Annotated in this window: 21 protein-coding genes, 1 tRNA gene and 1 pseudogene; 5 read left to right on the plus strand and 18 right to left on the minus strand. The window is 66.3% G+C overall.

The genetic code is table 11. The features are described from left to right. Positions 1–16 precede the first annotated feature (16 nt). The 14 genes from greA to gloB form a co-directional block, all read right to left on the minus strand. Positions 17–493 (minus strand): transcription elongation factor GreA, encoded by a 477-nt coding sequence (gene greA, locus AC5WJ1_RS10795; RefSeq protein ID WP_063238187.1) that lies wholly within the window; start codon positions 491–493, stop codon positions 17–19. Positions 494–757: 264 nt separating this feature from the next. Beyond that, the gene (gene carB, locus AC5WJ1_RS10800) at positions 758–4,006 is read right to left on the minus strand and encodes a carbamoyl-phosphate synthase large subunit (protein WP_133096091.1); all 3,249 of its coding nucleotides are present in this window, start codon (positions 4,004–4,006) and stop codon (positions 758–760) included. A gap of 100 nt (positions 4,007–4,106) precedes the next feature. Next, a complete protein-coding gene (gene leuE / locus AC5WJ1_RS10805; RefSeq protein WP_133096090.1) occupies positions 4,107–4,778 on the minus strand; it encodes a leucine efflux protein LeuE in 672 nt (223 codons plus the stop codon). 36 nt (positions 4,779–4,814) lie between these two features. Beyond that, positions 4,815–5,951 carry a glutamine-hydrolyzing carbamoyl-phosphate synthase small subunit gene (carA, locus tag AC5WJ1_RS10810; RefSeq protein ID WP_133096089.1) on the minus strand — a complete coding sequence of 379 codons (1,137 nt, stop codon included), beginning with the start codon at positions 5,949–5,951 and terminating at the stop codon, positions 4,815–4,817. Positions 5,952–6,297: 346 nt separating this feature from the next. Continuing rightward, complete coding sequence (locus AC5WJ1_RS10815; RefSeq protein ID WP_133096088.1) at positions 6,298–6,708, minus strand: RidA family protein; 411 nt, start codon at positions 6,706–6,708, stop codon at positions 6,298–6,300. A 67-nt stretch (positions 6,709–6,775) separates the two neighbouring features. Next, on the minus strand, positions 6,776–7,201 hold the full coding sequence (locus tag AC5WJ1_RS10820; protein WP_133096087.1) for an acyl-CoA thioesterase: 426 nt from the start codon (positions 7,199–7,201) through the stop codon (positions 6,776–6,778). Next, positions 7,198–8,892, minus strand: a complete 1,695-nt coding sequence (locus tag AC5WJ1_RS10825) for an AMP-binding protein (protein ID WP_135705534.1) — start codon at positions 8,890–8,892, stop codon at positions 7,198–7,200. The genes AC5WJ1_RS10820 and AC5WJ1_RS10825 overlap by 4 nt, the downstream gene beginning before the upstream one ends. 49 nt (positions 8,893–8,941) lie before the next feature. Next, positions 8,942–10,111 carry an acyl-CoA dehydrogenase family protein gene (locus AC5WJ1_RS10830; RefSeq protein WP_135705535.1) on the minus strand — a complete coding sequence of 390 codons (1,170 nt, stop codon included), beginning with the start codon at positions 10,109–10,111 and terminating at the stop codon, positions 8,942–8,944. 14 nt (positions 10,112–10,125) lie between these two features. Beyond that, entirely contained in the window at positions 10,126–10,977 is an 852-nt protein-coding gene (locus AC5WJ1_RS10835; RefSeq protein WP_133096084.1) for an enoyl-CoA hydratase family protein, read from the minus strand. A 25-nt stretch (positions 10,978–11,002) separates the two neighbouring features. Further along, the gene (locus tag AC5WJ1_RS10840; RefSeq protein ID WP_133096083.1) at positions 11,003–11,806 is read right to left on the minus strand and encodes an SDR family NAD(P)-dependent oxidoreductase; all 804 of its coding nucleotides are present in this window, start codon (positions 11,804–11,806) and stop codon (positions 11,003–11,005) included. Next, positions 11,803–14,157, minus strand: coding sequence for a bifunctional salicylyl-CoA 5-hydroxylase/oxidoreductase (locus AC5WJ1_RS10845; protein WP_135705536.1), 2,355 nt, complete (start codon positions 14,155–14,157; stop codon positions 11,803–11,805). Before AC5WJ1_RS10845 ends, AC5WJ1_RS10840 begins: the two co-directional genes overlap by 4 nt. A 146-nt stretch (positions 14,158–14,303) precedes the next feature. Further along, on the minus strand, positions 14,304–16,196 hold the full coding sequence (locus AC5WJ1_RS10850) for a propionate--CoA ligase (RefSeq protein ID WP_240745885.1): 1,893 nt from the start codon (positions 16,194–16,196) through the stop codon (positions 14,304–14,306). Positions 16,197–16,362: 166 nt separating this feature from the next. Then, on the minus strand, positions 16,363–18,057 hold the full coding sequence (locus AC5WJ1_RS10855) for a transglycosylase SLT domain-containing protein (RefSeq protein ID WP_135705537.1): 1,695 nt from the start codon (positions 18,055–18,057) through the stop codon (positions 16,363–16,365). Between the two features lie 133 nt (positions 18,058–18,190). Then, positions 18,191–18,991 (minus strand): hydroxyacylglutathione hydrolase, encoded by an 801-nt coding sequence (gloB, locus tag AC5WJ1_RS10860; protein ID WP_135705538.1) that lies wholly within the window; start codon positions 18,989–18,991, stop codon positions 18,191–18,193. A gap of 135 nt (positions 18,992–19,126) precedes the next feature. Between gloB and AC5WJ1_RS10865 the strand changes: the two genes are divergently transcribed. The 5 genes from AC5WJ1_RS10865 (at position 19,127) to AC5WJ1_RS10885 (ending at position 22,089) form a co-directional block, all read left to right on the plus strand. After that, positions 19,127–19,858, plus strand: coding sequence for a class I SAM-dependent methyltransferase (locus tag AC5WJ1_RS10865; protein ID WP_195432029.1), 732 nt, complete (start codon positions 19,127–19,129; stop codon positions 19,856–19,858). Positions 19,859–19,923: 65 nt separating this feature from the next. Further along, positions 19,924–20,361, plus strand: coding sequence for a ribonuclease HI (gene rnhA / locus AC5WJ1_RS10870; protein ID WP_029046361.1), 438 nt, complete (start codon positions 19,924–19,926; stop codon positions 20,359–20,361). 59 nt (positions 20,362–20,420) lie between these two features. After that, positions 20,421–21,152 carry a DNA polymerase III subunit epsilon gene (gene dnaQ / locus AC5WJ1_RS10875; protein WP_133096078.1) on the plus strand — a complete coding sequence of 244 codons (732 nt, stop codon included), beginning with the start codon at positions 20,421–20,423 and terminating at the stop codon, positions 21,150–21,152. A 91-nt stretch (positions 21,153–21,243) separates the two neighbouring features. Then, positions 21,244–21,318: transfer RNA gene (locus tag AC5WJ1_RS10880), tRNA-Val, on the plus strand. A gap of 135 nt (positions 21,319–21,453) precedes the next feature. Beyond that, a complete protein-coding gene (locus AC5WJ1_RS10885) occupies positions 21,454–22,089 on the plus strand; it encodes a site-specific integrase (RefSeq protein ID WP_135705539.1) in 636 nt (211 codons plus the stop codon). A 105-nt stretch (positions 22,090–22,194) separates the two neighbouring features. On the opposite strand, the gene AC5WJ1_RS10890 is transcribed toward AC5WJ1_RS10885, so the two are convergent. From AC5WJ1_RS10890 to arsC, 4 genes and pseudogenes are all read right to left on the minus strand, one after another. Further along, positions 22,195–22,350, minus strand: coding sequence for an ATP-binding protein (locus tag AC5WJ1_RS10890; RefSeq protein ID WP_431189918.1), 156 nt, complete (start codon positions 22,348–22,350; stop codon positions 22,195–22,197). Positions 22,351–22,424: 74 nt separating this feature from the next. Then, positions 22,425–22,799, minus strand: a pseudogene (locus AC5WJ1_RS10895) (MFS transporter); the annotation flags it as partial. 40 nt (positions 22,800–22,839) lie between these two features. Beyond that, positions 22,840–23,604, minus strand: a complete 765-nt coding sequence (gene arsH, locus AC5WJ1_RS10900) for an arsenical resistance protein ArsH (RefSeq protein WP_133096077.1) — start codon at positions 23,602–23,604, stop codon at positions 22,840–22,842. Continuing rightward, positions 23,601–24,023 (minus strand): arsenate reductase (glutaredoxin), encoded by a 423-nt coding sequence (gene arsC / locus AC5WJ1_RS10905; protein ID WP_135705540.1) that lies wholly within the window; start codon positions 24,021–24,023, stop codon positions 23,601–23,603. The genes arsH and arsC overlap by 4 nt, the downstream gene beginning before the upstream one ends. Positions 24,024–24,098 lie beyond the last annotated feature (75 nt).

The following is a 24,098-nucleotide window of genomic DNA, read 5'->3' on the forward strand; positions in this document are numbered from 1 at the left end:
CCCGGCCCGACCGGCCTCAGATATAGCGGACGGTAATGACTTCGTACTCGCGCTCGCCGCCAGGGGCCAGCACGGTGGCGACGTCGCCTTCGAACTTGCCGATCAGCGCACGCGCGATCGGCGAGCTGACCGAGATCTTGCCGGTGTCGAGGTCGGCCTCGTCATCGCCCACGATCTGGTAGCTGACCGGCCTGCCGGACTCCAGGTCTTCCAGGTCAACGGTCGCGCCAAAGACGATGCGGCCGTCGGTATCCAGCTGGGTCGGGTCGATGACCTGCGCGGTCGACAGCTTGGACTCCACTTCCAGGATGCGGCCTTCGATAAAGGCCTGCTTTTCCTTGGCAGCGTCGTATTCGGCGTTTTCGGAAAGGTCGCCTTGAGCGCGTGCTTCGGAGATGGCATTGATCACCGCCGGACGCTCGACAGCCTTGAGGCGCTGCAGCTCTTCCTTGAGCAGTTCGGCGCCACGCTTGGTAATCGGAATGGTGCTCATGTCTTCGTTCAACAAAAAAATGAGCCGCAGCGGAGCAGGAGCCATCCTGGCAATACCTGCCAGGGCACTTCCGCTCAACCGCGGCTTTCAGACAGGACCGAAGGGCCGCACACTGCATGCACTGGTGCCAGGCCGATTCGATCGATGAATTTGACGTAGTTTAGGCCAAGAAGCCCGCCGGCATCAACACCGGCGGGCTTCCGGGCCTTGCCGTCCCTTTGACCGGACGCGAGCGCCCGGCGGGATGGCAATGTGCAGCGTGGCTTACGCCAGCGTGCCGTGCAGGCCTTGCAGGTCATAGACCTCCAGGCTCTGCATGTGCTTCAGGCCCTCCACCGCGGCGCTGGCGCCGGCGATGGTGGTGTAGTAAGGCACGCGGTTGGCCAGCGCCGAGGTACGGATCGAACGCGAGTCCGCGATCGCGCCGCGGGTCTCGTCGACGGTGGTGAACACCAGCGCCAGGTCGCCGTTCTTGATCATGTCGACGATGTGCGGACGCCCGTCCTTGACCTTGTTCACCACCTTGACCGGGATGCCGGCGGCCTCGATGGCCGACGCGGTGCCGCGGGTGGCGACGATCGGGTAGCCCAGGTCGTGCAGCATGCGGGCCACGGCAACCGCGCGCGGCTTGTCGCTGTCCTTCACGGTGATCAGCACGGTGCCCTTTTCCGGCAGGCGCGAACCCGCTGCCAGCTGGCTCTTGAACAGTGCCTCGCCGAAGGTCTTGCCCACGCCCATCACTTCACCGGTGGAGCGCATTTCAGGTCCGAGGACCGGATCGACACCCGGGAACTTGTTGAACGGGAACACGGCTTCCTTGACGCTGTAGTACGGCGGCACCACCTCGTCGGTAATGCCCTGCTCGTCCAGCGACTGGCCGGCCATGCAGCGCGCGGCGATCTTGGCCAGCTGCATGCCGGTGGCCTTGGACACGTACGGCACCGTACGCGAAGCGCGCGGGTTCACTTCGAGCACATAGACGGTGTCGACACCGTTGTTCTGCTGGATAGCGAACTGCACGTTCATCAGGCCGACCACGTTCAGCGCCTTGGCCATGGCGGCGGTCTGGCGCTTCAGTTCGGCCACGGTCTCGGCCGACAGCGAGTACGGCGGCAGCGAGCAGGCGGAGTCGCCCGAGTGCACGCCGGCCTGCTCGATGTGCTCCATCACGCCGCCGATGTACACGCGCTTGCCGTCGCTCAGGGCGTCGACATCGCACTCGATAGCGTCATTCAGGAAGCGGTCCAGCAGCACCGGGGAGTCATTCGACACCTTGACGGCCTCGCGCATGTAGCGCTCGAGGTCGCGCGGCTCGTGCACGATTTCCATCGCGCGGCCGCCCAGCACGTACGACGGGCGCACCACCAGCGGGTAGCCGATCTCTTCGGCCAGGCGCAGCGCTTCGTCCTCGGCACGCGCGGTGCGGTTGGGCGGCTGGCGCAGGCCCAGGTCCTGCAGCAGCTTCTGGAAGCGCTCGCGGTCTTCCGCGGCGTCGATCATGTCGGGGCTGGTACCGATGATGGGCACGCCGTTGGCTTCCAGGTCCAGTGCCAGCTTCAGCGGGGTCTGGCCACCGTACTGCACGATCACGCCGACCGGCTTCTCGATCGCGACGATCTCCAGCACGTCTTCCAGCGTCACCGGCTCGAAATACAGGCGGTCCGAGGTGTCATAGTCGGTCGACACGGTTTCCGGGTTGCAGTTGACCATGATGGTCTCGTACCCGTCTTCGCGCAGCGCCAGCGCGGCGTGCACGCAGCAGTAGTCGAATTCGATGCCCTGGCCGATCCGGTTCGGGCCGCCGCCCAGCACCATGATCTTCTTCTTGTCGGTCGGGTTGGCTTCGCACTCGCCATGCTCGGCCTCATAGGTCGAGTACATGTAGGCGGTGTTGGTGGCGAACTCTGCCGCGCAGGTATCCACGCGCTTGTAGACCGGGCGCACCTTGTGGGCGATGCGCGCTTCGCGCACGGCGCGGGCGTCGGTCTTCAGCAGCCTGGCCAGGCGGCGGTCGGAGAAGCCCTTCTGCTTCAGGTGGCGCAGTTCGGCGGCCGACAGGCTTTCCAGCGTGCGTGCCTTGACCAGGCCTTCGGTCTTGACGATGTCTTCGATCTGGGCCAGGAACCACGGATCGATATCGGTCTCGCTGTAGACCTCTTCCAGCGACATGCCGATGCGGAACGCATCGCCGACATACCAGATGCGGTCCGGACCCGCTTCGCCGATTTCCTCGACGATCTCGTCGCGGTCGGTCGACTTCTCGTCCAGGCCATCCACGCCCACTTCCAGGCCACGCAGCGCCTTCTGGAACGATTCCTGGAAGGTGCGGCCCATCGCCATCACCTCGCCCACCGACTTCATCTGGGTGGTCAGGTGGCTGTCCGCCTGCGGGAACTTCTCGAAGGCGAAGCGCGGCACCTTGGTGACCACGTAGTCGATCGACGGCTCGAACGACGCCGGCGTCGCGCCGCCGGTGATCTCGTTCTTCAACTCGTCCAGCGTGTAGCCGACGGCCAGCTTGGCCGCGACCTTGGCGATCGGGAAGCCGGTTGCCTTGGAGGCCAGCGCCGACGAACGCGACACGCGCGGGTTCATCTCGATGACGATCATGCGACCGTCCTTCGGGTTGATCGAGAACTGCACGTTGGAGCCGCCGGTGTCCACGCCGATCTCGCGCAGCACGGCCAGCGAGGCGTTGCGCAGGATCTGGTATTCCTTGTCGGTCAGGGTCTGGGCCGGGGCCACGGTGATCGAGTCGCCGGTGTGGATGCCCATCGGGTCCAGGTTCTCGATCGAGCAGATGATGATGCAGTTGTCCTTCTTATCGCGGACCACTTCCATCTCATACTCTTTCCAGCCCAGCAGCGATTCCTCGATCAGCAGCTCGCGCGTCGGCGACAGGTCCAGGCCGCGCTTGCAGATCTCTTCAAATTCCTCGCGGTTGTAGGCGATGCCGCCGCCCGTGCCGCCCAGCGTGAACGACGGACGGATCACGATCGGGTAGCCGGCGGTGCCGGTTTCCTGGGCGATGCGGCCCTGCACGGCCACGGCTTCGTCCATCGAGTGGGCGATGCCGGACTTGGCCGAGCCCAGGCCGATCTTGGTCATCGCGTCCTTGAACTTCTGGCGGTCTTCGGCCTTGTCGATGGCCTCGGGCGACGCGCCGATCAGCTCGACCTTGTACTTGTCCAGCACGCCGTGGCGGTGCAGGTCCAGCGCGCAGTTCAGCGCGGTCTGGCCGCCCATGGTCGGCAGGATCGCGTCGGGGCGCTCCTTCTCGATGATGCGCTCGACCACTTCCCAGGTGATCGGCTCGATGTAGGTCACGTCGGCCGTGGCCGGGTCGGTCATGATGGTCGCCGGATTCGAATTGACCAGGATGACCTTGAAGCCTTCTTCGCGCAGGGCCTTGCAGGCCTGGGCGCCGGAGTAGTCGAACTCGCACGCCTGGCCGATGATGATGGGGCCCGCGCCGATGATCAGGATGCTCTTGATGTCTGTGCGTTTTGGCATTGCACGCTCTCTTTATGGGCCGGCCCGCTTGCATGCGGGCCGTGCCGGTAATCAGGGAATCCGTCGGGATTCGAAAATGTCAGTCTGTCCGCCGCTGCGGTTAGTTCATGGTGGCCGTGGCCAGCTTGGCGCCGAAGCCGATGAACATCGCGCCCACCCCGCTCGACATGCCCGCCGACAGGCGCCGGCGGCGCCGGAACGCATCGGCCAGCGTCGCGCCCACGAAAATGATCGTGGTCAGGTAGGCGAAGCTGCATAGCTGGGCAACCACACCCAGCACGGAGAACGACAGCGCCGGATAGGCGAAGGCCGGATCGACGAACTGAATGAAGAACGAAATGAAGAACAGGATCGCCTTCGGGTTCAGCAGGCTGATCAGCAACGCCTTGCGGAACGGGTCGGACTGGTCGGCCTTGCCCACGGGCGCAGTCGCGGCCGCATCGCCGCGCGCGGCCCAGTTGCGCACCGCGCCGCGCAGCATGCTGAAGCCGATCCACGCCAGGTAGGCCGCACCGATGTACTTCACCACGTAGAACAGCGCCGGGCTGGCCTTCAGCAGCGAGGCCACGCCCGCCGCCGACAGCACCATCAGCACGAAATCGCCCAGGAACACCCCGCACGCGCCCTTGTAGCCGGCGCGCACGCCGCGCTGCGCCGCCACCGACAGCACGTACATCGAGTTCGGCCCCGGCAGCAGCACGATAAAGATCGTGCCGAGCAGGTAGGTCCAGAAATCGGTGATGCCGAAGGCGGTTTGCATGAAGGCGTTCATGGGATGTCCCTTGGTCCAGCGCTGTTCCGGTCGCGCTTACTTGCGCGCGTCGGTCATGTGCTGGATGAAGCGGTCGAACAGGTAAGCCACGTCGTTCGGGCCAGGCGAGGCTTCCGGGTGACCCTGGAAGCAGAACGCCGGCTTGTCGGTCAGCGCGAAGCCCTGCAGCGTGCCGTCGAACAGCGACACGTGGGTCACGCGCGCGTTGGCGGGCAGCGTGTCGGCATCGACCGCGAAACCGTGGTTCTGCGACGTGATCATCACGCGGCCATCCTCCAGGTCCTTGACCGGGTGGTTGGCGCCGTGGTGGCCGGCCTTCATCTTCAGCGTCTTGGCGCCGACGGCCAGGGCCATGATCTGGTGGCCCAGGCAGATGCCGAAGGTCGGGATGCCGCGCTCGATGAACTCGCGCGTGGCGGCGATGGCGTAGTCGCACGGCTCCGGGTCGCCGGGGCCGTTGGACAGGAACACGCCGTCCGGATTCAGCGCCAGCGCGTCGGCGGCGGTGGCCTGGGCCGGCAGCACCGTCACCTTGCAGCCGCGCTCGGCCAGCATGCGCAGGATGTTGAACTTGACGCCGTAGTCATAGGCAACCACGTGGAACTGCGGCTTGTCCTGCTTGCCGTAGCCTTCGCCCAGCGCCCACTCGGACTGGGTCCACTCGTACGGTTCCTTGACCGAGACCACCTTGGCCAGGTCCATGCCGGCCAGGCCGGGGAACGAGCGGGCCAGGTCGATGGCCTTCTGCACGTTGTCCTCGCCGGCCAGGATGCAGCCGTTCTGGGCGCCCTTCTCGCGCAGGATGCGGGTCAGCTTGCGGGTATCGATGCCGGCGATCGCCACCACCTTTTCCTGCTTCAGGTAGTGCGCGAGGGTGTGTTCCTTGCGGAAATTGGAGGCCAGGATCGGCAGATCCTTGATGATCAGGCCGGCGGCATGGACTTTCGTGGCTTCGACATCCTCAGGATTGACACCGTAGTTGCCGATATGCGGATACGTCAGCGTGACGATCTGCCGCGAATAGCTCGGGTCGGTGAGGATTTCCTGGTAACCGGTGATGGCGGTGTTGAACACCACTTCACCGATGGTATGGCCGGAAGCGCCAATGGAATAGCCACGAAAGACCGTGCCGTCTGCTAGCGCGAGAATGGCGGACGGAAAAGACGGTAACACGGGTAGGCTCCTGCTGGACTCACCCCGTGACCGACCAATCGACGCCTCGTGCCTCCCAGGCTGGATCCGTGACGTCGGCAGCGGCATTGCGCCGATGCGGTCGGATCCGGTTGCGGCATGCTCTTTGCATCACATCAGGTGCGAACGGCAAAGGCGGCGCGGATGGGGGCGGCGGAAGGTGGAAAGCGGTTGGCGCTAGGGTGAAGGGTTCTGAAAGCGAAACTTTCGAATTATATCCCGCGCCACCCAATTTCTCAAGTTTTCAAGGACTTGCATCACACGGGCGCCGCCGCGGGCACCCGGCCCGCCGGTGCCCGCGCCCAGGTCCGGCGGTGTGCAGACCCCGTTACGCATCCGGCGGCACGACCGCCGTCACCTCGATTTCCACCTTGGCGCGCGGCTCGACGAGGTCGGCCACCTCGACCGCCGTCATCGCCGGAAAGTGCCGGCCAATGATGGCGCGGTAGTGCTGGCCGATCGCCCCATAGGCACCGACATATTCCGCCTTGTCCTTCACATACCAGGTCATGCGCGCGATATGTTCAGGCTTCGCCCCGCCGGCGGCCAGCACGTCGACCACATTGCGCAGCGCCTGCGCCACCTGCAGGCCGAAATCGTCGGTCTCGAACTCGCACTTGCCGTTCCAGCCGATCTGGCCGCTGACAAAGAGCAGGCGGCTGCCGGCCTGGATCTCGGCCATCATGCCGTTGGCGTAGCCACGCGGGGGCGCCCAGTCGGGCGGCTGCAGGATTTTCATGGTTGATGTCCTTTTGCTTTCTGATTGATGGATCGGGAATTCGGTCGGGAATGCGGTAGCCGGCCAGTCAGGCCGTTGCCACCAGGTAGGCCGCCATGGCCTGGCGCACGGCCTCCGGCAACGGCTGCGGCGCGATCGAGCCGGTGTCGACGCAGACCAGCCGCTGCGTCACTTCCATGCGGGTATCGTCGTGCGGGCCGGCAAAGCGGATCGCCAGCGTGAAGCTGGACTGGCCGAGCTTGAGCACGCGCAGTTCGCGCGTGAGCACCTCGCCCAGCCGGCTCGGCGCCAGGAAGCGGCATTCCAGCTCCGCGGTCGGCACGCCGGCCCGGCCCTCGCCGTGCATGACGTCGAAGGGCCAGCCCAGCGCTTCGCCGAACCAGTCTTCGATGAAGTCGTTGAGCATCTCGAAGTAGCGCGGGTAGAACACGATCCCGGCCGCGTCGCAGTGCTTGAAGCGCACCAGGACGGTGCTGCGGAAGACCGGGCTCATGATTTGCTCCCACCGTGGTTGCCGCCATTGCCCTGCTCCGCCATCTGGCGCAACCGGAAGCGCTGCAGCTTGCCGGTCTCGGTGCGCGGCAGCGCCGGCACGAACTCGATGCGGCGCGGATACTTGTACGGCGCGATCTGGCGCTTGACGTAGTCCTGCAGCGCGGTGCGCGTGGCGTCGTCCGCGGGCACGCCCTCGCGCAGCACCACGTAGGCCATGACCACCTGCCCACGCCCGTCGTCGGGTGCGCCGACCACGCCGCACTCGGCCACCGATTCGTGCTGCATCAGCGTGCTCTCCACCTCGGGGCCGGCGATGTTGTAGCCGGCCGAGATGATCATGTCGTCGGAGCGCGCCTGGTAGAAGTAATAGCCGTCTGCGTCGACCGTGAAGGTATCGCCCGGCAGGTTCCAGCCCGCCTTCACGTAGTTGGCCTGGCGCGGGTCGTCCAGGTAACGGCAGCCGGTCGGGCCCTGCACCGCCAGCTTGCCCACCTGCCCCGGAGGCAGCGGCCGCATCTCGTCGTCGACGATCTGCGCCACGTAGCCGGGCACCACCTTGCCAATGGCACCCGGCCTGACCTCGGCACCGGCGCTGGAGATAAAGATATGCATCATCTCGGTGCCGCCGATGCCGTCGGTCATCTCGATGCCGGTAGCGGCCTTCCAGCCTTGGCGCGTGGCGTCCGGCAACGCCTCGCCGGCCGATACGCTATGCCTCAGGCTGGAGATATCGAAGCGCGGCGCCAGCGCCGCCATCTGCCGGTAGAACGTGGGCGCGGTGAAGACGATGGTGGCGCGGAAGTCGTGGATCAGCTCCAGCAGCGATTCCGGCGTGAGCTTCTCCGCCAGCACCGTACTGGCGCCGATGCGCAACGGAAAGCACAGCATGCCGCCCAGCCCGAACGTGAAGGCGATCGGCGGCGTGCCGCAGAAGATATCGTCCGGCACGGAGCGCAGCACATGGCGCGGGAACAGGTCGCACATGGACAGCACGTCGCGGTGGAAATGCATGGTGCCCTTGGGCTGTCCGGTGGTGCCGCTGGTGAAGGCAATCAGGCAGATATCGTCGCTGGCGGTGTCGCAGGCATCGAAGCTGTCGGGCTTGCCCGCCATCGCGGCTTCCAGCGAACCCTCGCCGGTGCCGTTGAAATACAGCGCGCGCGCCAGGGTCGGGCAATGGTATGCGCCGCCGGCGCGCTGGTTGGCGTCGAGGTCCTCGCGCAGCCGCGCATCGCACAGCGCCGCGGTGACCTGCGCCTTGTCGATGACCTGCTTCAGTTCCCTGGCGCGCAGCAGCGGCATGGTCGGCACGGCAATCAGGCCGGCCTTGATGGTGGCGAGCCAGCTTGCGGCCATCATCAGGTTGTTGGGCCCGCGCAGCAGCACACGGTTGCCGGGCACCAGCGCCATGTCCTCGACCAGCACATGGGCGATGCGGTTGACCAGCGCCGCCAGTTGCGCGTAGGTGACCGTCTCGATCTGGCCCGCCTGGCCTGCTTGACTCGCAGGGCGATGGCGAATGGCGATGCGCTCGCCGCGACCTTCGCGCACGTGGCGATCGACCAGTTCCACCGCGCAGTTCATCCGCGCCGGGTAGTCAGTGTCGGCATTGAAGCGGAACACCGGCCACTGCTCGGGCGGCGGCAGGCGGTCGCGGGCGAAGGTATCGAGGTGGGCGGTGGTCGCCATGGCTTGTCTCCTGTCTGCTCTGTCGGTACGGCAGTTCCGGTCGGATGGCTCAGGCCTTCCGGCCGGCCAGTGTTTCGCGGGCGATGATCAGCTTCTGCACCTCGGTGGCGCCTTCATAGATGCGCAGCGAGCGGATCTCGCGGTACAGGCTTTCCACGCGCGTGCCGACCTTGACGCCGAGGCCGCCGAACATCTGCACCGCGCGGTCGATGACCTGCTGCGCGTTCTCGGTCGCGACCATCTTGGCCATCGCCGCTTCGCGCGTGGTGCGCTCTTTCCTGACGTCGCGCAGCCAGGCCGCGCGATAGGTCAGCAGCGCGGCCGCGTCGATGGCCGTTGCCATGTCGCCGATGGCGGCCTGCGTCAGTTGCAGGTCGGCCAGCACGCCGCCGAACATCGGCCGCTCGCAGGCACGCGCCAGCGCATCGTCCAGCGCGGCGCGCCCGAAGCCCAATGCAGCCGCCGCCACCGAGGCGCGGAAGATGTCGAGCGTCATCATCGCCACCTTGAAGCCCTGCCCCGCCTCGCCCAGCCGGTTGCCGACCGGCACGCGGCAGTTGTCGAAGCGCAGCGTGGCAAGCGGGTGCGGCGCGATCACGTCGATGCGCTCGGCGATGGTCAGGCCCGGCGTGTCGGCATCGACCACGAAGGCCGAGATGCCGCGCGCGCCCGGCGCTTCGCCGGTGCGCACGAACACGCAATAAAAGTCCGCGATGCCGCCATTGGAGATCCAGGTCTTGGTGCCGTCGATCACATAGTGCTTGCCGTCTTCCGACAGCCGCGCGCTGCATTGCATCGCCGCGACATCGGAACCGGCCTCGGGCTCGGACAGGGCAAAGGCGGCGATCGCTTCGCCGCGCGCCACGCGCGGCAGGTATTGCGCGCGCAACGCTTCGCTGCCGGCAATCGAGATCGCGCCCGAGCCCAGCCCCTGCATCGCGAAGGCAAAGTCGGCCAGGCCGTCATGGCGCGCCAGCGTCTCGCGCAGCAGGCACAGCGAGCGTGAGTCGAGCGCGGGCAACGCGCCACCGTGCGTGGCCGGCACGCAATAGCGCAGCCAGCCCGCTTCGCCGAGCTGGCGCACCAGGGCGCGGCAGGCGGCATCGGCATCGCCGTGGTCGACATGCAGGTGCTGCGCGCACCAGGCGTCAAGCTCGCGCTCCAGCGTGCGGTGCGCGTCGTCGAACAGCGGCAGGTCGAGATAGGTCTTGTCTGACATCGCGGCTCCCTGGCTCAGTCGCCTTCGAACACCGGCTTCGATTTGGCCACGAAGGCATCGTAGGCGCGGCGGAAATCGCGCGTCTGCATGCAGATGGCCTGGGCTTCGGCTTCGGCTTCGATGGCCTCGTCCAGCCCCATGTTCCATTCCTGGTGCAGCAGCTTCTTGGTCACGCCGTGGGCGAAGGTCGGCCCGGCGGCGAGCTGCGCGGCCAGTGCCTGCGCCTGTGCCAGCACGGCCTCGGACGGATGCAGCGCATTGAAGAAGCCCCACTGCAGCCCCTCCTCCGCGTTCATGGCGCGGCCGGTATAGAGCAGCTCGCTGGCACGCCCCTGTCCGATCACGCGCGGCAGCAGCGAGCACGCGCCCATGTCGGCGCCAGCCAGCCCAACGCGCACGAACAGGAACGCGGTCCTGGCTTGCGCCGTGCCCAGCCGCATGTCCGAAGCCAGCGCCATCATCGCGCCCGCGCCGGCACAGATGCCGTCGACCGCGCTGATCACAGGCTGCGGGCACGCGCGCATCGCCTTGACCAGGTCGCCGGTCATGCGCGTGAAGTCGAGCAGTTCGGGCATGGTCATCTGCGTCAGCGGCCCGATGATCTCGTGCACGTCGCCGCCCGAGCAGAAATTGCCGCCGGCGCCGGTGACCACCACCGCCTTGATGTCGCTGGCGTAGCACAGCGCGCGGAACAGGTCGCGCAGCTCGGCATAGGAGTCGAACGTCAGCGGGTTCTTGCGCTCCGGCCGGTTCAGCGTGATGGTGCCGACCTTGCCGTCGTCGGACACCGACCACAGGAAGTGCCGCGGTTCGTAGCCGGCAAAGCTGCGCTTGTGGTGGCGCATGTCGAGTGCGATTTCAGTCATGGTTCTCTCTCAGGTCCTTGTTTTGTCAGCCCGCCATCACTTCGCCGCCGGCCACCGGGATCGCCTGCCCGGTGATCGCGCCGGCGGACGGCTGGCACAGCCATGCCACGGCGTCGGCCACCTCCTCGGGTTGCACCAGTCGCCGCTGCGGGTTGCGCGCGGCCAGTTCGGCGCGCGCCTGGTCCTCGCTGCGGCCGGTCTTGCCGACGATGTTGGCGACGGCGTCGCGCACGATATCGGTCTCGGTGTAGCCCGGGCAAACCGCGTTGACGGTCACGCCCTTGGCCGCGGTCTCCAGCGCCAGCGCGCGCGTCAGTCCGATCACGCCATGCTTGGCCGCGCAATAGGCGCTGACGTAGCCGTAGCCGATCAACCCGGCGGTGCTGGCCACGTTGACGATGCGGCCCCAGCCGGCTTCGAGCATCGCAGGCAGAGCGGCCTGCGTGCACAGGAAGGTGCCGGTCAGGTTGACGTCGAGCATGCGCTGCCACAGCGCGGCATCGGTCTTCATGAAGGGGGCGCTGTGCGCCTGCCCGGCGTTGTTGACCAGCATCGATACCGGACCAGCCTGCTCCGTGGCCGCGGCAAAGGCGCGCGCTACGCTGCCGGCATCGGCGATATCGGCCGTGACGAACGAAACGTTGGCGCCTGCCGGTGCCTGCTCGCGCAGGACTTGCACCGTCGCTTGCAGCGTGCCGGCATCGCGCCCCAGCAGCGTGACGCTGGCGCCGTCGGCCAGCAGCCGCCGCGCGATCGCTGCGCCGATGCCGCGCCCGCCGCCGGTGACCAGCGCGTGCCTGCCGGCCAGTGTCGCCATGCTGCCCGTCATGCCTGCTTCTCCTGCGCCGCGGCGCGTTCGAGATTGGTTTCCAGTTGCCGCTTGCCCGCCAGGTACTGCTTGGGCCAGTTGATGTCGCGGTAGCCGATGCGCGCGGCTTCCTGCAGCGTCCACGCCGGGTTGGCCAGGTGCGGCCGCGCGATCGCGCACAGGTCGGCGCGGCCCGCGGCGATGATCGAGTCGACATGATCGGCCTCGAAGATCGCGCCCACGGCGATGGTGGCGATGCCCGCCTCGTTGCGGATGCGATCGGCGAACGGGGTCTGGTACATGCGGCCATAGACCGGCGCCTGGTCCGGGCTGACCTGCCCCGACGAGCAATCGATCATGTCGGCGCCGGCGACCTTGAAGGCGCGGGCGATTTCGACGCCGTCGTCGGGCGTGATGCCGCCTTCGACCCAGTCGTGCGCCGAGATGCGCACCGACATCGGCTTGTCCTGCGGCCATACCGCGCGCACGGCCTCGAACACCTCCAGCGGATAGCGCAGCCGCGCCGCGAGCGAGCCGCCGTATTCGTCGTTGCGCGTATTGGTCAGCGGCGAGATAAAGCTCGACAGCAGGTAGCCGTGGGCGCAGTGCAGCTCGAGCCAGTCGAAGCCCGCTTCGGCCGCGCGCCGCGCGCTGGCCACGAAGTCGTCGCGCACGCGGTCCATGTCGTCCCGCGTCATCTCGCGCGGGGTCTGCGACTCGCCGGGCAGGTACGGCAGCGGCGAGGCCGACATCACCGGCCAGTTGCCCTGCGGCAGCGGATGGTCCATCGCTTCCCAGCCAAGTTGCGTCGACCCCTTGCGGCCCGAGTGGCCGATCTGCATGGCGATGCGCGCATCGCTGTTGGCATGGACGAAATCGACGACGCGCTTCCATGCGTCGCGCTGCTCATCGTTCCACAAGCCCGGGCAGCCCGGCGTGATGCGCGCATCGGGCGACACGCAGGTCATTTCCGCCACCACCATGCCGGCGCCGCCCAGCGCGCGCGAACCGAGGTGAACCAGGTGGAAGTCGCCCGGCATGCCGTCGGTGCAGGAGTACATCGCCATCGGCGACACCACCACGCGGTTCTTCAGCGTGACGCCGCGCAGCCGGAACGGCGTGAACATCGGCGGCAACGGCTCATGCTCGCGCAGCTTCAGGCTTTGCTGCGGCACGCCGGCCTGTTGCGCCAGCCAGTGCTCGAATTGCGCCACATAATCGGCGTCGCGCACGCGCAGGTTCTCGTGCGAGATGCGCTGCGAACGCGTCAGCAGCGAATAGGCGAACTGCTCCGGCGGCAAGCTGCCGGCGTAGCGCTCGACGTTCTCGAACCACTCGGTCGAGTTGCGCGCGGCATTCTGGATCTTCAGCACTTCCACGCCGCGCGTGGCTTCATAGCGCGCCAGCGCATCAGGCAGGCCGTCGTGGCCGCTGCCGCGGATCTCTTCGGCCAGGTCGATCGCATCTTCCAGTGCCAGCTTGGTGCCGGAACCGATCGAGAAGTGCGCCGTGTGCGCGGCATCGCCCATCAGCACTACGGGCACGCGGCGACCGTCCGGCAGCGTGTTCCAATGCACCCACTGGCGGCAGATCACGCGCGGGAAGCGGATCCAGATCGCCGAGCCGCGCAGGTGCGCCGCGTTGGTAATCAGCTTGTTGCCGTCGAGGTAACGCGCAAACAGCTTCTCGCAATACGCCACGCCCTCTTCCTGGCTCATCTCGTCGATGCCGGCGGCGCGCCAGACCGATTCCGGTGTTTCGACGATAAAGGTCGAGGTGTTGTCGTCGAAGCGGTAGGCATGCGCCTGGAACCAGCCGTGCTCGGTCTTCTCGAAGGCGAAGGTGAAGGCGTCGAACAGCTTGTGCGTGCCCAGCCAGACGAAGCGGCACTGGCGCGTATCGATGTCGGGCTGGAAGGTCTCGGCGTAGCGGGTGCGGATGCGGCTGTTCAGGCCATCCGAGGCGATTACCAGGTCAGCCTGGTATTGCATTGCCAGCGCCTGGTCGTCGGTGACATCGTTCTCGAACACCAGCCTGACGCCGAGCGCTTCGCAGCGCGCCTGCAGGATGTTGAGCAGGCGCTTGCGGCCGATGCCGATAAAGCCATGGCCGCCGGAACGGATGGTGCGCCCGCCGATATGGATGTCGATGTCGTCCCAGTGGTTGAAGGCGGCGTTGATCTCGTCGGCGCTCACCGGATCGGCTTGCTTCAGGTTGTCCATGGTGGCATCGGAGAACACCACGCCCCAGCCGAAGGTGTCGTACGGCCGGTTGCGCTCGACCACGATCACTTCGTTAGCCGGGTCCTGCAGTTTCATCAACAGGCCGAAGTACAGTCCGGCGGGGCCGCCGCCAATACAAAGCACTCGCATCGCTTCATCTCCTGCCGGCCGTGCCGTCATGTAGATCATGTCTAAATATTTTATGCTTCAAATATTAGATTGCATCACGAGATAAGGCAAGCATTCGGTGCGGAGTGCCTCGCCACGCACTCCGCACCGTCGACCGCTTCAACCCTTCATCCCTTCAGCGCCGCCTGGATCTGCTCCAGCGCACCCGGATCTTCGATGGTGGTCAGGTCGCCCGGGTCGCGGCCCTCCGCCACAGCCTGCATGGCGCGCCGCAGCAGCTTGCCCGAACGCGTCTTGGGCAGCGCATTGACAAACAATACCCGCGCCGGCCGCGCCACGGCGCCGAGTTGCTGTTCCACCGTCTTCATCAGGTCGCCTTCCAGCGCCAGCCGCTCCTGCGGCGTTGCGGTGCGGGCCGGATCGCGCGCGATGCAGAACGCCATCGCCACCTGGCCCTTGAGCGCATCCTGCACGCCCACCACCGCCACCTCGGCCACGGCGGCGTTCGAAGACAGGCTTTCCTCGATCTCGCGCGTGCCCAGCCGGTGGCCGGCGACATTGATCACATCGTCCGTGCGGCCGAGGATAAAGACATAGCCGTCCTCGTCGCGCACGCCCCAGTCAAAGGTGGAATAGCACAGCCGGTTCGGCACCGCCTCCCAGTAGGTGCGCACGAAGCGGTCATCGTCGCCCCACACCGTGCTCATGCAGCCGGGCGGCAGCGGCCCGTCGATCGCGACCACGCCCTTCTGGTTGGGCGGGCATTCCTCGCCGGTGTTCTCGTCGACGATCTTCAGGTCGTAGCCGTAGGCCGGCACGCCCGGCGAGCCCAGCTTGGGCGGCAGCGGCTCGATGCCGCGCTGGATCGCCAGGATCGGCCAGCCCGACTCGGTCTGCCAGTAGTTGTCGACCACCGGCTTGCCCAGGCCGTCCTGGATCCAGCGCGCGGTGGGCTCGTCCAGCGGCTCGCCGGCCAGGAACAGCAGGCGCAGGCTGGACAGGTCGTAGCGGGTCAGCCAGGCCGGGTCCTGCTTCTTCAGCACGCGGATCGCGGTGGGCGCGCTGAACATCAGGTTGACCCGGTATTGCTCGACCAGCCGCCACAGGATGCCGCCGTCCGGGCGGATCGGCGTGCCTTCGTACATCAGCGTGGTCATCCCGGCCAGCAGGGGCCCGTAGACGATATAGCTGTGGCCGACCACCCAGCCGATATCCGAGGCCGTGAACATGGTGTCGCCCGGCTTGCCGCAGAAGATGTATTCCATCGACGTGGCCAGCGCCACCGCGTAGCCACCGGTATCGCGCTGCACGCCCTTGGGCTTGCCGGTGGTGCCGGAGGTGTAGAGCACATACGACGGCTCGCTCGACTCCAGCCATGCGCACGGCACCTGCGCGCCGGCCACGCGGTCGCGCCAGGTGGCGTAGTCTTCATCGCGGCCTTCGGTGCGCGGCATGTCGGCCAGCTGGCGGTCGACCAGCAGCACCTTCTCCGGCTGGTGCGACGACAGCCGGATGGCCTCGTCCAGCAGCGGCTTGTACGGCACGACCTTGCCGGCGCGCGAGCCGGCGTCGGCGCTGATCACCACGCGCGGGCGGGCGTCGTCGATCCGTGCCGCCAGGCTCACCGAGGCAAAGCCGCCGAACACCACCGAATGGATCGCGCCGATGCGCGCGCACGCCAGCATCGCAAACGCAGCCTGCGGGATCATCGGCATGTAGACCAGCACGCGGTCGCCCTTCTGCACCCCGAGCCCCTGCAGGATCGCCGCCATGCGGTTGACCTCGTCGTGCAGCTCGGCATAGGAGTAGCTGCGGGACTGGTCAACTTCGGTCGAAACCCAGTGCAAGGCGGGCTGGCTGGCGCGCGCCGCCAGGTGGCGGTCTACCGCGTTGTGGCACAGGTTGGTGCGTCCGCCCACGAACCAGCGGGTGAACGGCGCGTGGCTGTTGTCGAGCACCTGATCGAAGGGAGTTTCCCAATCGATGCGTGCCGCCTGTTCGGCCCAGAACCCCTGCGGGTCGGCCAGCGAACGGGCATGCACGGCATGGCTTGCCGTCATGGCAGTCTCCTCCGCGTCTGCGGTCATTGTGATGATGACGGTAGTTTGCCACCGGCGCGGGCGTGGAGGAAACGGGATTCAGAGGGGTGCCGCCCCCGGCCGATGCACACGGCAGATGCAAAAAAGGCGTGCCGCCGGCACGCCTTTTTGCTCTCAAGCCCTGCGCTCAGCGCGCCTTGCTGCCCTTGCTGCTGGCCTTGACGCTGGACTTGGCCGATGCCTTCACCGGGGCCGCCTTGGCCTCGCGCGCCACCTTGGCCGTCGGCGCCGCCTTGGTACCGCGGCGCGGGGAGGCTTCCACAGTGATGCGCTTGCGCGGCTCGGCCTTGCCCCCCTGTGTCGAGACGCGCACGATTCTGCCCTTGCTGCCACGTTCGGCGCGCTCGGCGCGGTCTTCGCGCTCGGCCCGGTCGGCCCGTTCGGCACGCGCCGCGCGGACCGCGCCGGCACCGCGCACCGGCACCATCAGCACCAGGCTCTGCCCTGCCACCAGCTTGGTGCCGGACAGCTTGTTCCAGGACTGCACCTGGCCCGGCGACACGCCGTAGCGCCGCGCCACCGACGTCACCGTATCACGCCGGCTTGCACGCACCACCACGCGGCGCGCGTCGGGCAGGTCGGGCTCCATCGCCAGCATGGCGGTGTCGGCCAGGCTCGCGCTGATGTCCTGGTCGTGGCGGCCCGAACGCGGGATCATCACGGTCGAGCCGGCCTTCAGGCGCATGCCCTTGGGAATGCTGTTGATTTCGCGCAGCGTGTCGGCATCGACATTGAGCCGCGCCGCCAGCGACTCGACGCGCTCGCGCCCGTCCACCGTGACCGCGGTCCAGCTCGACAGCCCGCCTCGGTAGGTGTTCAGGTTGTACTGGAAGCGCTCGGCATTGTCGAACGGCAGCAGGATCTGCGGGTTGGATGCCCCCAGGATCACCGGGCGGTTGAACGACGGGTTCAGCGCCTTGAACTCTTCCAGCGTCATGTCCGCCAGCTTGGCGGCGAGGTTCACGTCGATATCGCGCGACGTGGTCACCGTGACGAAGTACGGATGGTCCGGGATCTCCGGCAGCCTGACGCCATAGATGGCCGGGTTGGCGATGATGTTCTTGACCGCCTGCAGCTTCGGCACGTAGTAGCGCGTCTCGTTGGGCATGGTCAGGCTGGCGTAGTCGGTCGGCAGCCCGCGCGCCTGGTTGCGCGCGATCGCGCGCGACACCGCGCCCTCGCCCCAGTTGTACGCGGCCAGCGCCAGGTGCCAGTCGCCGAACATGTCATAGAGCCGCTGCAGATAGTCCAGTGCGGCATCGGTCGAGGCCAGCACATCGCGGCGCTCGTCGCGGAACATGTTCTGCTTCAGGTTGTATGACTTGCCCGTACTGGGGATGAACTGCCACATGCCGGCGGCCTTGGCGCTGGACTGGGCCTGCGGGTTGAACGCGCTCTCGACGAACGGCAGCAGCGCCAGCTCGGTCGGCATCTTGCGGCGTTCCAGTTCCTCGACGATGTGGTACAGGTAGCGGCTCGACCGCCCGACCATGCGCTCCATGTATTCCGGGCGCTGCGCATACCACTGGGTGCGGTCATCGACCAGCGTGCCCTCCAGGTCCTGCATGGCAAAGCCGCGCCGGATCCGGTCCCAGATATCGTTGGACGGGCCGCGCAGCCAGTCCAGGCCGCCCTGGTCGACATTGATGGTGGAAGAGGATGACAGCGCCGACTTGTCGCTGAGCGAATTGAGCGGATCCTGGCGCCTGGCAGTCTGGGCGGTCGCGCCGTTGGCATCGGCGTCAGGCGGCGTAGGGGTGCTGGCGCAGGCTGCAAGCAGCGCCGCACACGCAACTACCGCCAGTAATCGACCAATTTTCATTAAGTTCTCGAATCGTGACGCTAAAAGGATGCGTGATGCTAAAAAAAACGGCCTATCGCGTCAATCAGATTTTTCTAGGTAGCGCCCCGAAAGCCTTGACCCGCAAGGGTTTTCGGCCGGGCCTGCCTTTAATTTAGCGGAAATTGTCCTTCCACCTGCGCAGCGCGCCAAATGCCTTGGCATCGCTGTCGGTGGCACCGCCGTGCGCCGACACCGCTGCGCGTACCGACGGCTCGCGCGAGCGCAGGAACGGGTTGACCTCGCGCTCGTGGGCGATGGTGGTCGGCAACGTAGGCGTGTCCGCGGCACGCAGCGCATCGACGCGCTGCTCCCACGCCGCCAGCGCGGCATTATCCGGCTCGACCGCCCGGGCAAAGCGCACGTTGCTGCGCGTGTACTCGTGGGCGCAGTAGACGCGGGTGTCGCCCGGCAGGCCCGCCAGCTTGTCCAGCGACGCCAGCATCTGCGCCGGCGAGCCCTCGAAGAGGCGCCCGCAGCCGCTGGCGAACAGCGTGTCGCCGCAGAACACGGCGCGGCCCGCTTCGCCCAGGTCGCCCACATAGGCGATATGGCCGGCGGTATGCCCGGGTACGTCCAGCACCCGCAACGTCACCGGGGGCTCGGCCAGTGTCACCTCGTCGCCTTCGCGCAGCGCCCGGGTGCGTCCGCCGATACGTTCGCCGGCGGGCCCGAGCACCGGCATCGGCGCGCCCGATGGCGTGCTCGGGTGTGCCGCCAGCAGGCCGGCAACGCCGCCCTGGTGATCGCCGTGGTGGTGAGTGATTACAATAGCGCCCAGAGCCAGCCCCCGCTGCGCCAGAAATTCCTCCACCGGCGCCGACTCGCCGGGATCGACCACGGCGGCATGATGCCCATCGTGAATGGCCCAGATATAGTTATCCTGGAACGCCGGGATCGGCTCAACCTTCAACATGCGCATGCTCCTATGTCCAATCGTCCCAATCGCCGGAACGGCGAGTACGGCCAGCGCGGCCTGAATGGCCCCAATGGTCCCAATGGCCCGATTGTAAGCTGGGAAGACTGGCTGGCCTCGCCGCCCGGCAAGTACATGCTGCGCTGGGAAGCGCAGCAGTACGACCGCACCGTGGCGGACATCTTCGGCTACCACGCCGTACAGCTGGGCATGCCGTACGTCGATACCCTGCGCGAGAACCGGATGCCGTTCTCGGCGCTGGCGCTGGATCCGGCCAGCGGGCCGCACGGGCCGCGCGCGGCACATCCGGACGCGCGCCAGCTGCTGTGCCGCTTCGACGAGCTGCCGTTCGACACGCAGAGCGTAGACCTGGTAACCCTGCCCCATATCCTGGAGTTTGCCGAAGACCCGCACGAAGTGCTGCGCGAAGTCTCGCGCGTGCTGATGCCCGAAGGGCGCGTGGTGGTCACCTGCTTCAACCCGATGAGCCTGTGGGGCGCGCGCCAGGGCATGAACCGGCTCGGCGCCACGCCCTTCCTGCCGACCGATGCGCAGCAGATCGGCTTCGTGCGCATCAAGGACTGGCTCAAGCTGCTCGGCTTCGATATCATCCGCGGCCGCTTCGGCTGCTACTGCCCGCCCTATCGCACCGAGCGCTGGCTGCAGCGCACCGCCTTCATGGAAAAGGCCGGCGACCGCTGGTGGCCGATCTTCGGCGCGGTCTATATGATCTCGGCGATCAAGCGCGTGCGCAACATACGACTGGTCGGCCCTGCGTGGAAAGCCAAGCCGGCGCTGGCACCGGTGGCAACGCCCGTGGCAACGCCCACCGGCACCCACGGCAAGACGCCCGGCGACGACCACTGAGCCGGAGCCACGGCGGACAACCCATGCGCCGGCCGCGCTGCGCGGCCGGCCCCCAACGGAATTCCATGCAAGAAGTCACGATCTACTCCGACGGCGCCTGCAAAGGCAATCCCGGCCGCGGCGGCTGGGGTGCGGTGCTCGTCGCCGGCACCAATGAAAAAGAACTGTTCGGCGGCGAGCCCAACACCACCAACAACCGCATGGAGATGACCGCGGTGATCGAAGCGCTGCGCGCGCTCAAGCGGCCCTGCACCGTGCGGGTCTACACCGACTCGCAATATGTCCAGAAAGGCATCAGCGAATGGCTGCCCGGCTGGAAAGCCCGCGGCTGGAAGACCGCCGACAAGAAGCCGGTGAAGAACGCCGACCTGTGGCAGGAACTCGACGCGCTGACCCAGGGACACCAGATCTCGTGGCACTGGGTGCGCGGCCACAACGGTCATCCCGGCAACGAGCGCGCCGATGCGCTGGCCAACCGCGGCGTCGAATCGATCGGCCGCTGAACCGCCGCAACGCCACAACAAGAACCGCGGGGCAATGCCGCTCCGCTAGAATGCCCGCCATGCGACAAATCGTTCTCGACACCGAAACCACCGGCCTGAATGCCGCCACCGGCGACCGCCTGATCGAAATCGGCTGCGTGGAGCTGCTTAACCGCCGCCTGACGGGGCGCCACCTGCACTTCTATGTCAACCCGGAGCGCGACATCGACGAAGGTGCGATCGCCGTCCACGGCATCACGGTCGAGTTCCTGGCGGACAAACCCCGCTTTGCCGAGGTCGTGCACGAGATCCGCGAATTCGTCGCAGATGCCGAGCTGATCATCCACAACGCGCAGTTCGACCTGGGCTTCCTCGACATGGAATTCCAGCTGCTGGGCATGCCTCCCTTCCGCGAGCATGTCGGCAACGTGATCGATACGCTACGCGAAGCGCGGCAGATGTTCCCCGGCAAGCGCAACTCCCTCGACGCCCTGTGCGACCGGCTGGGGATCAGCAACGCGCACCGCACGCTGCACGGCGCATTGCTCGATGCGGAATTGCTGGCAGAGGTCTACCTGGCAATGACCCGCGGCCAGGATTCGCTGGTAATCGACACCATGGAAAGCGGCACTGGCGCAGGCGGGGCCACCGCTACGGCCGACCTCTCTCGGCTGGTACTGCCGGTGCTGCGCGCCACCGAGGCGGAACTGGAAGCCCATTTCGATCTGCTCAAGGGCCTGGACAAGGCCAGCGGCGGCAAGACGGTATGGCAGGAAGCCACGGCCGAGGAACCCGGCACGATGGCCGCCTGAACAAAAAGTTGGGAAAAGGGCTTTACAAGATACAGGGAGCCCTGCATAATCTCATTTCTCCGCTGCACGACGGCAACGACGATGCAGAAAGGGGTGGTTAGCTCAGCGGTAGAGCACTGCCTTCACACGGCAGGGGTCACAGGTTCAATCCCTGTACCACCCACCAGAACACGGAAAGCCAGCCTCGTGCTGGCTTTTCTCATTTCTGGGGTTAGGACACACTAACCCCGCGATTTCTGGCCTCCCTCGAATCGGTCCGATTGCCACAAATTTGCCACACGCAAACTTGTGAGGACCACGAATGGCGACTATTCGGCAACGGGGCTCGAACTGGGAAGCCCAGATTCGGCGCAAAGGCTGGCCTACCCTCTCCCGCAGCTTCTCCACCAAGGCAGACGCCCGTGCATGGGCGACGGTAATCGAATCCGAGATCGAGCGCGGGGTCTTCATTGATCGCACCGAAGCTGAGAAAAACACCCTGGGCGATCTGATTCGAAGGTACCTACAAGAGGTGTCCGGCCAGAAAAAAGGGGCCGAATCCGAACGATATCGGCTCACTGCGATGCTCCGCGACCCACTCGCACAGGTAAAGGTTGCCGCCCTGTCTGGCAAGCTCATCGCCGAATGGCGCGACAAACGACTGAAGCAGGTGTCCGGCTCCACAACAAACCGCGACCTGAACCTGATTTCCCATGTAATCAATGTGGCAGGCAAAGAATGGGGAATCCACATTGACAATGCCGTGTCGATGGTTCGCCGGCCCGCCGAAAACCGCGGGCGCAATCGTCGCTTGGGACACGGGAATAGGAACGACTCCTTGCCGCGCTCGAAACGCCTCCACGCGACCCAAGAGGTCGCCTTACTGGCCCGAGTGCGTATTCCGGTGAATGTGACCGCTGATTCCGGCATCGTGACCGCGGATTCCGCTTTATCGTGACCGCTGTTTCCCAGCGGTTTCCGGTTGGTCGTGACCGGCAATTCCGGCATCGTGACCGGTGATCGGTTGAGGGTGTTGCGCGGGGACGGATTCTACTCTGCCAGGCTAGGCAGTGGGGTTGCCGCTGGCTGTGGCGCTTGTTTTTTGAGCAGTCTTTCTCATTGAGTCGCCGGCCAGCGTGATGCGGTGAATGCGGTGCATCAGTCGATCGAGAATCGCATCGGCGATGGTTGCGATCAATGCCCCGTCCGGGGCGGGCATCGAGGTCTTCGATGGCGGCCTGGGGGTACTTGAGCCGGGCTCGCTGCAAGAGTCGGGCAAGCTTGCGGTCATTGCGCCAGAGCAGCCCCAACAATGCCGAACGCGATGGCACCCGCAGGGTGAAGCGCAGCAGCGATGCGGGCCGAAAGCAGCGGGTGGATCTTGCGCAGCAGCCCGAACTCCAATATCCGGGCACCCACCTGAGCGGGGCCGATCAGCGCACCGACCATCACGGCAGTTGCGAGTGTCGCACCACCTGCCTGCAGCAATCGCGGCAGGAGCGCCGCCATGGCGGTGCTAATGAACCAGGTGGCGGCGAAGACAAAGGCGAGTGTGAACGAGGCAAGCCGCTGAGAGGGCACGCCATCCTTAGGAGCCTGGGAGGACGCAGTCTTTGCGGGTGGCGGGTCCGTGGCCGTACTGTTAGGCGTGCTGAGATTGGCTGGCAATCACACGACTCGTTGGCTCCATGGCCATCCCGTCCGTTTTTTATTCGACTTCGCCGCTATCTGTGTCGGTGACCTGCGCGTCCCGTTCATGGCTCATGGCGGCCGCGGCGAGCGCGGCGACGTTCGCAGGCGCCGCTTCCTTGCGTTCGCTATAGCGGTCCGTCAGATAGTCGCTGCGATCACGCACCAGCAGAGTGAACTTGTACAGTTCCTCCATGACGTCGACCACCCGGTCATAGTAGGAGGACGGCTTCATGCGGCCGTTCGTGTCGAACTCCTGGTATGCCTTGGCTACCGATGACTGATTGGGAATCGTCACCATGCGCATCCAGCGCCCCAGCACGCGTAGCGCGTTGACCGCGTTGAACGACTGCGAGCCGCCGCAGACCTGCATCACCGCGAGCGTGCGACCCTGAGTCGGTCGGATGGATCCGATCTCCAGGGGCAGCCAGTCGATCTGGTTCTTGAAAACCGCGGTCAGCGTGCCGTGCCGCTCGGGACTGCACCACACTTGGCCTTCCGACCACTCCGAGAGCTTGCGCAGTTCAACCACTTTGGGGTGATCGGCGGGAACACTGTCGCACACCGGAAGGTCATGCGGATCGAACACGCGCGTCTCCGCGCCGAAATGCTGCAGGATCCGCTCGGCTTCCTGCACCAGCAGCCGGCTATAAGACGTTTCGCGCAGCGAGCCATAGAGCAGCAGGATGCGCGGTGGATGCGTGCTGACGCGCACCGGTTCCAGCTTGTTCAGGTCCGGGGTATCGAGCACGGCCGGGATAACGTTAGGCAGCGCCATGGTCATTTGACCCTCCGGCCTTGCGCGTCGATGACGGCTTCGCCATCCTCCTTGGTGAAGGCACCTTGCTGTGGCGAGGGCAGGATGTCGAGCACGAGTTCCGATGGCCGGCACAGCCGCACGCCCCGCTCTGTGATGACGAACGGCCGGTTGATCAGGATCGGATGGGCCAGCATCGCTTCGAGCAACTGCTCATCGGTCAGGGCCGGGTCGGACAAGCCCAGTTCGGCGTAGGGCGTACCCTTTTCGCGGATGGCTTCACGAACTGTGAGGCCCGCAAGGCTAATCATCTGTTGCAACGTCTGTCGGTCAGGCGGCGTGCTCGGATATTCGATGACATTCGGCGCGATACCCGCATTGCGGATCATGGCCAGTGTGTTGCGCGATGTGCCGCAGGCGGGGTTGTGATAGATGGTGACGGACATGGTTTCCCGGGTTCAGTTGGTATCTGGTTGCAGGCAGTTGAAAGGACTCCAACCAAGGCGGCAAGAGTGGCGCCC

It is taken from the genome of Cupriavidus sp. MEYA8 (assembly GCF_059278825.1).